This window comes from Trinickia sp. (genome assembly GCF_051954495.1).
GTDB lineage: Bacteria > Pseudomonadota > Gammaproteobacteria > Burkholderiales > Burkholderiaceae > Trinickia.
The window spans coordinates 1-8,687 of the sequence record NZ_JBQCHR010000104.1 but is presented as its reverse complement, the minus strand read 5'-3'; the positions used below and the strand labels follow the sequence as shown (position 1 = coordinate 8,687).

Below are 8,687 nucleotides of genomic sequence, written 5' to 3'. Positions count from 1 at the left end.
ATCAATAAGGCCGAGTGCGAGAACACCGTCTATGAAGTGCTCGTGGACGGCGTATCGGTGGCCGACGCCCGCATCAAGTCCGAAGCCGTGAAGTACGACGTGCTCCCGGCCAACCGTGAACTAGCCGGCGCCGAAATCGAACTCGTCAGCGTACAGAATCGCGAAAGGCAATTGAAAGCAGCGTTGGAGCAAGTCGCGGCCGATTACGATTTCGTGCTGATCGACTGTCCGCCCGCGCTGTCGCTTCTGACGCTCAACGGCCTGTGCGCCGCGCACGGCGTCGTCATCCCGATGCAATGCGAATATTTCGCGCTCGAAGGGCTGTCCGATCTCGTCAACACGATCAAGCAGGTTCATGCGAACCTCAATCGAGATCTGAAGGTGATCGGCTTGTTGCGCGTGATGTTCGATCCGCGCATCACGCTGCAGCAGCAGGTATCCGATCAGCTGAAGGAGCACTTCGGCGACAAGGTGTTCGATGCCGTGATCCCGCGCAACGTGCGCTTGGCCGAGGCGCCGAGCTACGGGTTGCCGGGCGTCGTGTTCGACCGCGCCTCGCGCGGCGCGCAGGCGTACGTGCAGTTCGGCGCTGAAATGATTGAACGCGTGCGTGCGCTTTGACGATGGCGCAGCGCGATAAGAAGGCGGATCGAGGACAACTCATGAATGCCGTAGCGAAGAAGAAGGGACTGGGCCGCGGGCTCGAGGCGTTGCTTGGCGGCAACCCGGACATTACGACGGCCGTGCGTAGCGAAGGGCAACCGAACGTTTTGCCGCTGCGCAGGCTGCAGGCCGGCAAGTATCAGCCGCGCACGCGCATGGACGAGGGCAGCTTGCAGGAGCTCGCCGCGAGCATCCGTGCACAAGGCGTGATGCAGCCGATTCTCGTGCGGCCGGTCTCGGAGGAGAAGTACGAGATCATCGCGGGCGAGCGCCGCTTTCGAGCGGCGCACATCGCCGGGCTCGAAGAGGTGCCGGTGCTCGTCAAGGACGTGCCCGACCAAGCGGCCGCCGCGATGGCCCTCATCGAGAACATCCAGCGCGAGGATCTGAACCCGCTCGAAGAAGCGCAAGGGATCCAGCGCTTGCTGGACGAATTCGACTTCACGCACGAACAAGCCGCCGAGTCGGTAGGGCGCTCGCGCAGCGCCGTATCGAACTTGCTGCGCTTGCTGAACCTTGCGCATCCCGTGCAGACCATGCTGCTCGCCGGCGATCTCGACATGGGGCATGCACGCGCGTTGCTCGCCGTCGATTCGGCGACGCAGATCACGCTGGCCAACCAGGTCGTCAACAAGCGCATGTCGGTGCGCGAGACCGAGCGTCTCGTTACGGCCACGACGAAAGCCGAGCCTGCCGTAAAGGCGCGCACGAGCCAAGATGGCGGCCGAGATACGCGCCGCCTCGAAGAGGAGCTGTCCGATCTGCTGGCCGCGGCGGTGAAGATCAAGCTGGGCCGTCGCGGCCGCGGTCAATTGCAGATCGAGTTCGGCAGCCTGGACGCGCTCGACGGCATTCTGTTCAGGCTGCGCGGCGGATCGAACGGCGCTGCCTGACGGACGTGACGCGCTGCCCGGACCAATAGCGATAGCGACGATGCAAAGGCGCCGTCGCTATCGGCCTGCCTTCTTTTCGCTGCTTCTTCCTCTCTTTTTCCGCTGCCTATGCCGAACGCCGACGAGGTGCATATCGCGCGCACGTCCGTGCTGCGCAAGCTGATTGCATTTGCGCTCAAAGAGCCGGTTTTGGCGATTCTCGTCGTCGTGCTCGTCGCGCTTCAATGCACGCGGCCGCAGCCGTGGCCCACACTGCCGCGGCTCGTCGACTGGCCGACGGTGATGACGCTAGCCGGCCTGCTGATGCTCACCAAAGCGATCGAACGCTCGGGTTTGCTGATGTGGCTCGCGCATCGCGTGGTCCACCACGTCCGATCCGAACGAGCGCTTGCGTGCTTGCTTATCGGTCTGGCCGTGGTGCTGTCGATGCTCGTGACGAACGATGTCGCGCTGTTCGTCGTCGTGCCGCTCGTGCTGTCGCTGCATGCCTTGACGGCGCTTCCGGTCAAACGCTTGACGATCTTTCTTGCGTTGGCCGTCAACGCCGGTTCGATCCTCACGCCGCTCGGCAACCCGCAAAACCTGTTTCTTTGGCAAGTGGGCGGCGCGTCGTTCGGCGCCTTCGTGTGGGCGTTGGCGCCGCTTTGCGCGGTGCTGACGGCGCTGCTTTACGCTCTTGCGTGGTTCGCCTTCAAGGCTAGGCCGCTCGATTTGTCGGGCGATGCGGCCAAGGAGCCCGTCGACCGCGCCTACGCGGGCGTCGCCGCGGTGCTTTTCGTCGCCTTCGTGCTGCTCGCCGATTCGCATCACGCCGGCATCGGGCTGGCGGGCGTGGCTGGCGGCTTCCTGTTGTGGCGACGCGACGCGGTGCTCAAGATCGACTGGGCGCTGTTGCTGATTTTCGTGCTGATGTTCATCGTGCTGCGCAGCGTGGCCGCGCTCCCCTGGGTGCATGAAACGGTCGGGCATCTGGGGCTGCACACGCCACTGCGCGCATATGTCGCAGGCGCTGTATTGTCGCAAGGCATCAGCAACGTGCCCGCCGCAATCATGCTCGCCGAGTTCACGAAGGATTGGCGGGCATTGGCCTACGGCGTCAGCGTCGGGGGCTTCGGCATCGCCATCGGATCGCTCGCCAATCTCATCGCCGTCCGTCTTTCGAAAGAGCGCGGCGTCTGGCTGCCGTTTCATCTTGTCTCGATCCCGTTCTGGCTCGTCGCCGGCGTGCTGGGAGGGTGGTTGCTGCTGAATCGTTGACGTGGAGGCGGGGAGGGCCTCGAACGGGTTCGCGGCACCTTTCGATTTAGTCAGATGGCGTGCCCCGGCAAGCCGCTTGCACGTCGTTTCTGCGCAGTTTTTTGTCGCGGCTAAAGTCTTGAATCGCCTGCAACTATCGCTTACAATCGCCCGGATTTATTTGCTAGGCAGTCCCGTAAGCACAGCGAAAGCTGCGGGTTGGATACTGGGTTTTGCAGGATAGAGCGATGGCGGATCGAGAGCCGGGCACAAGGCACGACGAACGCGCGCGACACGATCCTTCTTCCGCTCGCGCAGCCGGTCGTTCGGAAACGTTCGACGATGCGTGGGATGCCGAGCAGCAAGATAAGAATTTCGTTCCCCTCACGCGGGCCGAGGCTGAAAAGCTCTTTGGCTCCGATGTGAGCCGCCCTTCGCGCGCGACGCCGTTCAAGGTCGTGGCGGCGCAAGTGGCTTTGTCCCTCGTCGTCACGCTGGTTTGGTGGCTGTTTTATGAGCCGCCGGGCGCGGCTGCGCTGTCGGCCTTGTTGGGGGGAGCGATTTGCTGGGTGCCGAGCGCGTTGTTCGCGGCACGTCTGAAAGGAGCGGGCGGCGCCGGATCGATCCTCACGTGGATGATCGGCGAGATGCTCAAGATGGGGGCCACGGTTGCGATGTTCGTCGCGGTAGCCGTGTGGTATCACGACGTGCGGTGGTTGCCGCTCTTCGTGACTTTCCTCGTCACGCTGCAGACGTACTGGCTGGCGCTCGCTTGGCGCTGAAAATGGGATGACGGTGGTCGGCTGCGGGTGCGCGCGAAAATGCGCGGCGCGCTCGCGCTCGGCTCCTTCGCGCAACGCAGGGCGCCTTCGCCCGCGCGGTGCGAGCATCGAAGAGTTTTCGATAATTTAGGTGGCAATAACGATATGGCAGCTACAGAAAGCACGCACTTGGATCCGTCCGAGTACATCTCGCACCACTTGCAGAATTTCGCCACTTCGCACCAGACGTCGATCATCGACATGCACGTGTTGAACATCGACACGCTGTTCTGGTCGATCGTGTGCGGTCTCGTGGCGATCTTCATCCTGCGCATGGCCGCCCGCGGCGCCACGCCCGGCGTGCCGAGCCGTTTCCAATGCGCGATCGAAATGCTCGTCGAAATGGTGGAAGACCAATCGAAGGCCATCATCCACGGCAATCGCACGTTCATCGCTCCGCTCGCGCTGTTTGTGTTCGTGTGGGTCGCGCTGATGAACTCGCTCGATTTCATCCCCGTCGATCTGCCGGGCCACGTGATCGGCTGGCTGGGTCTGTCGAACGTGATTACGCATCACCGCATTGTGCCGACGGCCGATCTGAACGGCACGTTCGGCATCGCGCTCGGCGTGTTCGTGCTGATGATCTACTACAACATCAAGATCAAGGGCCCCGGCGGCTTCATCCACGAGCTGATCTCGGCCCCGTTCGGTGCGAACCCGCTGCTGTGGATCCCGAACCTTGCATTGAACATCATCGAGTTCGTCGCCAAGACGGTTTCGCTCGCGTTGCGGTTGTTCGGCAACATGTACGCGGGCGAGCTGCTGTTCCTGCTCATCGCATTGCTCGGCAGCCTCTGGACCTTCGGCGCGGACGCGACAGTGCTCGGCTTCGTGGGTCACGTGATCGCAGGCACCGTTTGGGCGATCTTCCACATCCTGATCGTCTTGTTGCAAGCGTTCATCTTCATGATGCTGACGCTCGTGTACATCGGCCAGGCGCACGACTCGCACTAACCCAAGGGCGTATCGCGGCGTAAGCAGATTCGTTTTCCGTTTCTTTAAATCCAGTTCCAAAAAGTCTTTTACAAAGGAGTGATCATGCAAGCTTTCATCGCCAACATCCAAGGTCTGACCGCCATCGGTATCGGCATCATCATCGGCCTGGGTGCAATCGGCGCCTGTATCGGTATCGGCCTGATGGGCGGCAAGTACATCGAAGCTTGCGCGCGTCAACCGGAACTGATGAACCCGCTGCAAACCAAGATGTTCCTCTTGGCTGGTCTGATCGACGCGGCGTTCCTGATCGGCGTTGGTGTGGCAATGCTGTTTGCGTTCGCGAACCCGCTGCTCTCGAAGTTGGCAGGCTAAAGGTTCCTCGGAGTTTTGCGCCGCGGCTTCAAGTCGGCGCAAGGGGCGAAACGGAGGCTTGGGGCGCTGATCGTACGTAACGTCGATGAGCGCCTTGCCGTTTCACTTTCCGAATTAGCAACGATTAAGGAAACACCGTGAATCTCAACGCAACTCTGATTGCGCAAATGGTCGTGTTCCTGATCCTCGCGTGGTTCACGATGAAGTTCGTGTGGCCGCCGATGGTCAAAGCCCTCGACGAGCGTGCGAAGAAAATCGCCGACGGCCTCGCGGCCGCCGAAAAGGGCAAGACGGAACTCGAAGCCGCGCACAAGCGCGTCGACCAAGAGCTGGCGAAGGCGCGCAACGACGGTCAGCAGCGCATCGCTGACGCCGAAAAGCGTGCGCTCGCCGTGGCCGAGGAAATCAAGGCCAATGCACAAGCCGAAGCCGCGCGCATCATCGCTCAAGCCAAGGCCGACGCCGAGCAGCAGGTCGTGAAGGCTCGTGAAACGCTGCGCGCCGAAGTGGCGTCGCTGGCGGTCAAGGGTGCTGAGCAGATCCTGAAGCGCGAAGTCGATCAGGCCGCGCATGCGCAATTGCTCAATCAACTGAAAACCGAGCTCTGATCATGGCCGAACTTGCAACCATCGCCCGTCCGTACGCGGAGGCGCTGTTCAGCGTAGCCGAAGGCGGTGACCTCTCCGCCTGGTCCGCCCTCGTGCAGGAGTTGGGCCAGGTTGCGCGTCTGCCCGAGCTCATGTCGGTCGCCTCGAGCCCGAAGGTGAGCCGCGCACAGGTCGTCGACCTGCTGCTCGCAGCAGCCAAGTCCCCGTTGAAAGACTCGCCGCAGGCCAAGAACTTCGTGCAGATGCTGGTCGACAATCACCGTCTCTCGCTGCTGCCCGAAATCGCCGTCCAGTTCGATGAACTGAAAAACGCTCGCGAAGGCGCGGCCGATGCGCTGATCGTCAGCGCGTTCCCGCTGCAAGAGGCCCAGCTCGCCGATCTCGTCGCGAGCCTCGAGCGCAAGTTCGAGCGCAAGCTCAAGCCGACGGTGGAAGTCGATGCTTCGTTGATCGGTGGCGTGCGCGTCACCGTCGGCGACGAAGTGCTCGACACCTCGGTTCGCGCACGGCTCGCCGACATGCGCACGGCGCTCACCGCGTAAAGCGGCGCGCACGCGCACGGCACGCAACAGAATTGACTATCAGGAGCGAATAATGCAACTCAATCCCTCTGAGATCAGCGAGCTGATCAAGAGCCGGATCCAGGGCCTTGAAGCGAGCACCGACGTTCGCAACCAGGGCACCGTGATCTCCGTGACCGACGGTATCGTGCGTATTCACGGCCTGTCGGACGTGATGCAGGGCGAAATGCTCGAATTCCCGGGCAACACGTTCGGCCTCGCGCTGAACCTCGAGCGCGACTCGGTCGGCGCCGTGATTCTCGGTGAATACGAGCACATTTCGGAAGGCGACGTCGTCAAGACGACGGGCCGCATTCTGGAAGTGCCGGTCGGCCCGGAACTCGTCGGCCGCGTCGTCGACGCGCTCGGCAACCCGATCGACGGCAAGGGCCCGATCAACGCGAAGATGACCGACGCGGTCGAGAAGATCGCCCCGGGCGTGATTTGGCGTAAGTCGGTGTCGCAACCGGTGCAAACGGGTCTGAAGTCGATCGACTCGATGGTGCCGATCGGCCGCGGCCAGCGCGAGCTGATCATCGGCGACCGCCAGTGCGGCAAGACGGCCGTGGCCGTCGACGCGATCATCAATCAGAAGGGCAAAGACCTGATCTGTATTTATGTCGCGATCGGCCAGAAGGCTTCGTCGATCATGAACGTCGTGCGCAAGCTCGAAGAGTCGGGCGCGATGGAGTACACGATCGTCGTCGCGGCGTCCGCATCGGAATCGGCCGCGATGCAATACCTCGCGCCGTACTCGGGCTGCACGATGGGCGAATACTTCCGCGATCGCGGCCAAGACGCCCTCATCATTTATGACGATTTGACCAAGCAAGCTTGGGCCTATCGCCAGATCTCGCTGCTGCTGCGCCGTCCGCCGGGCCGTGAAGCGTACCCGGGCGACGTGTTCTATCTGCACTCGCGTCTGCTCGAGCGCGCCGCGCGCGTGTCGGAAGAGTACGTCGAGAAGTTCACGAACGGCGAAGTGAAGGGCAAGAGCGGTTCGCTCACGGCGTTGCCGGTCATCGAAACGCAAGCCGGCGACGTGACGGCGTTCGTTCCGACGAACGTGATCTCGATCACGGACGGCCAGATCTTCCTCGAAACCGACTTGTTCAACGCCGGTATCCGTCCCGCGATCAACGCGGGCGTGTCGGTGTCGCGCGTCGGCGGCGCCGCTCAAACGAAGGTCGTCAAGAAGCTCTCGGGCGGTATCCGTACCGACTTGGCGCAGTACCGCGAGCTGGCTGCGTTCGCGCAGTTCGCGTCGGATCTGGACGAAGCCACCCGCAAGCAGCTCGAGCGCGGCCGCCGCGTGACGGAGCTCTTGAAGCAGCCGCAGTATCAGCCGCTGCAAGTGTGGGAGTTGGCGATGTCGCTGTTCGCCGCGAATAACGGCTATCTCGACGATCTCGAAGTCAAGGACGTGCTGTCGTTCGAAAAGGGCGCGCGCGAATTCCTGAAGACGAGCCATGCCGACCTCATCAAGCGCATCGAAGACACGAAGGACTTGTCGAAGGACGACGAAGCAGCGCTGCACGCCGCTCTGAAGGACTTCAAGAAGTCGGGTGCTTATTGATCGAGGCATGAGGACCTTGAAGCGGTGACCGCACGTTTTGACGAAGTCGTTTCAACGATGCGCTCGCCGCTTCGATCAAGGAGCAAGCAATGGCTGGAATGAAGGAAATCCGCGGCAAGATCAAGAGCGTGCAAAACACGCGCAAGATCACCAAGGCCATGGAAATGGTGGCGGCATCGAAGATGCGCCGCGCGCAGGAGCGCATGCGTTCCGCTCGCCCGTACGCCGACAAGGTCCGCGACATCGCTGCGCACATGAGCCGCGCGAACCCCGAGTATCGTCACCCGTTCATGGTGTCGAACGAAGGCGCGAAGGCGGCCGGCATGATCCTCGTCACGACCGACAAGGGTCTGTGCGGCGGCATGAACACGAACGTGCTGCGCGCGACGGTGGGCAAGTTCAAGGAGCTCGAAGAGAAAGGCCAAACCATCGAAGCTACGGCGATCGGCGGCAAGGGCATGGGCTTCTTGAGCCGCGTCGGCGCGAAGGTGGTCTCGCACGTCGTTGCGCTCGGCGATACGCCGCACCTCGAAAAGCTGATCGGCGCGGTGAAGGTGCAGCTCGACCTGTACTCGGAAGGCAAGGTCTCGGCCGTGTATCTCGCGTACACGCGCTTCGTCAACACGATGAAGCAAGAGCCCGTGATCGAGCAGTTGCTGCCGCTCGCGTCCGAGGATTTCGAGCGTGACGAGAGCACGCCGAACTCCGCGTGGGACTACATCTACGAGCCCGATGCGCAGGCTGTCGTCGACGAGCTGCTCGTTCGCTACGTCGAGGCGCTCGTGTACCAGGCCGTCGCGGAAAACATGGCGTCCGAGCAATCGGCGCGCATGGTGGCGATGAAGGCTGCGTCGGATAACGCGAAGACGGTGATCAGCGAATTGCAGCTCGTCTACAACAAGAGCCGCCAGGCCGCGATTACGAAGGAATTGTCGGAAATCGTGGGCGGCGCCGCCGCGGTGTAACGCGAGTCGGGTCGACCCGTCTTTCCACGCGCCGTTTGCGCGAGTGAAGAATTGAGT

At 62.3% G+C, this 8,687-nt stretch carries 10 protein-coding genes; all 10 read left to right on the top strand.

Features of this window, described 5'->3' with window-relative positions; all coding sequences use genetic code 11:
• Nucleotides 1-621 (top strand): ParA family protein (locus tag ACTHNR_RS14025; protein ID WP_440548268.1); only part of this gene is annotated, 621 nt, incomplete at its 5' end.
• A 41-nt stretch (nt 622-662) separates the two neighbouring features.
• Complete coding sequence (locus ACTHNR_RS14020; protein WP_440548267.1) at nt 663-1,556, top strand: ParB/RepB/Spo0J family partition protein; 894 nt, start codon at nt 663-665, stop codon at nt 1,554-1,556.
• Nucleotides 1,557-1,664: 108 nt separating this feature from the next.
• Nucleotides 1,665-2,813 carry an SLC13 family permease gene (locus tag ACTHNR_RS14015; RefSeq protein ID WP_440548266.1) on the top strand — a complete coding sequence of 383 codons (1,149 nt, stop codon included), beginning with the start codon at nt 1,665-1,667 and terminating at the stop codon, nt 2,811-2,813.
• 227 nt (nt 2,814-3,040) lie between these two features.
• Complete coding sequence (locus ACTHNR_RS14010; protein WP_440548265.1) at nt 3,041-3,574, top strand: ATP synthase subunit I; 534 nt, start codon at nt 3,041-3,043, stop codon at nt 3,572-3,574.
• A 144-nt stretch (nt 3,575-3,718) separates the two neighbouring features.
• Complete coding sequence (gene atpB, locus ACTHNR_RS14005) at nt 3,719-4,567, top strand: F0F1 ATP synthase subunit A (protein ID WP_440548264.1); 849 nt, start codon at nt 3,719-3,721, stop codon at nt 4,565-4,567.
• A gap of 84 nt (nt 4,568-4,651) precedes the next feature.
• On the top strand, nt 4,652-4,921 hold the full coding sequence (gene atpE / locus ACTHNR_RS14000; protein ID WP_007180033.1) for a F0F1 ATP synthase subunit C: 270 nt from the start codon (nt 4,652-4,654) through the stop codon (nt 4,919-4,921).
• A 137-nt stretch (nt 4,922-5,058) separates the two neighbouring features.
• On the top strand, nt 5,059-5,529 hold the full coding sequence (locus tag ACTHNR_RS13995) for a F0F1 ATP synthase subunit B (RefSeq protein WP_440548263.1): 471 nt from the start codon (nt 5,059-5,061) through the stop codon (nt 5,527-5,529).
• Between the two features lie 2 nt (nt 5,530-5,531).
• Entirely contained in the window at nt 5,532-6,071 is a 540-nt protein-coding gene (locus ACTHNR_RS13990; RefSeq protein WP_440548262.1) for a F0F1 ATP synthase subunit delta, read from the top strand.
• A gap of 52 nt (nt 6,072-6,123) precedes the next feature.
• Nucleotides 6,124-7,665 carry a F0F1 ATP synthase subunit alpha gene (gene atpA / locus ACTHNR_RS13985; RefSeq protein ID WP_440548261.1) on the top strand — a complete coding sequence of 514 codons (1,542 nt, stop codon included), beginning with the start codon at nt 6,124-6,126 and terminating at the stop codon, nt 7,663-7,665.
• An 89-nt stretch (nt 7,666-7,754) separates the two neighbouring features.
• On the top strand, nt 7,755-8,630 hold the full coding sequence (atpG, locus tag ACTHNR_RS13980) for a F0F1 ATP synthase subunit gamma (protein ID WP_440548260.1): 876 nt from the start codon (nt 7,755-7,757) through the stop codon (nt 8,628-8,630).
• The last annotated feature ends 57 nt before the right edge of the window (nt 8,631-8,687 follow it).

Coding starts and splice junctions, on each gene's coding strand:
- ACTHNR_RS14020 (WP_440548267.1), top strand. CDS start 663: ATGAATGCCGTAGCGAAGAAGAAGGGACTGGGCCGCGGGCTCGAGGCG.
- ACTHNR_RS14015 (WP_440548266.1), top strand. CDS start 1,665: ATGCCGAACGCCGACGAGGTGCATATCGCGCGCACGTCCGTGCTGCGC.
- ACTHNR_RS14010 (WP_440548265.1), top strand. CDS start 3,041: ATGGCGGATCGAGAGCCGGGCACAAGGCACGACGAACGCGCGCGACAC.
- atpB (WP_440548264.1), top strand. CDS start 3,719: ATGGCAGCTACAGAAAGCACGCACTTGGATCCGTCCGAGTACATCTCG.
- atpE (WP_007180033.1), top strand. CDS start 4,652: ATGCAAGCTTTCATCGCCAACATCCAAGGTCTGACCGCCATCGGTATC.
- ACTHNR_RS13990 (WP_440548262.1), top strand. CDS start 5,532: ATGGCCGAACTTGCAACCATCGCCCGTCCGTACGCGGAGGCGCTGTTC.
- atpA (WP_440548261.1), top strand. CDS start 6,124: ATGCAACTCAATCCCTCTGAGATCAGCGAGCTGATCAAGAGCCGGATC.
- atpG (WP_440548260.1), top strand. CDS start 7,755: ATGGCTGGAATGAAGGAAATCCGCGGCAAGATCAAGAGCGTGCAAAAC.